General features: G+C 58.3%; 1 rRNA gene. It reads left to right on the forward strand.

The annotated features are described in order from the left end of the window. A 23S ribosomal RNA gene (locus tag KUM49_RS47080) occupies window positions 1-223 on the forward strand; the annotation flags it as partial.

Below are 223 nucleotides of genomic sequence, written 5' to 3' on the forward strand. Positions count from 1 at the left end.
GCAGCCACCCTTGAAAGAGTGCGTAATAGCTCACTGGTCTAGTGATTCCGCGCCGACAATGTAGCGGGGCTCAAGCGTACCGCCGAAGTCGTGTCATTGCAGCATATAGCCCCAACGGGCGCTGTGATGGGTAGGGGAGCGTCGTCTGCCGGGTGAAGCAGCCGCGTAAGCGAGTTGTGGACGGTTGACGAGTGAGAATGCAGGCATGAGTAGCGATACACAC

This window comes from Streptomyces sp. AC555_RSS877 (assembly GCF_019049245.1).
Taxonomy (GTDB): Bacteria; Actinomycetota; Actinomycetes; order Streptomycetales; family Streptomycetaceae; genus Streptomyces.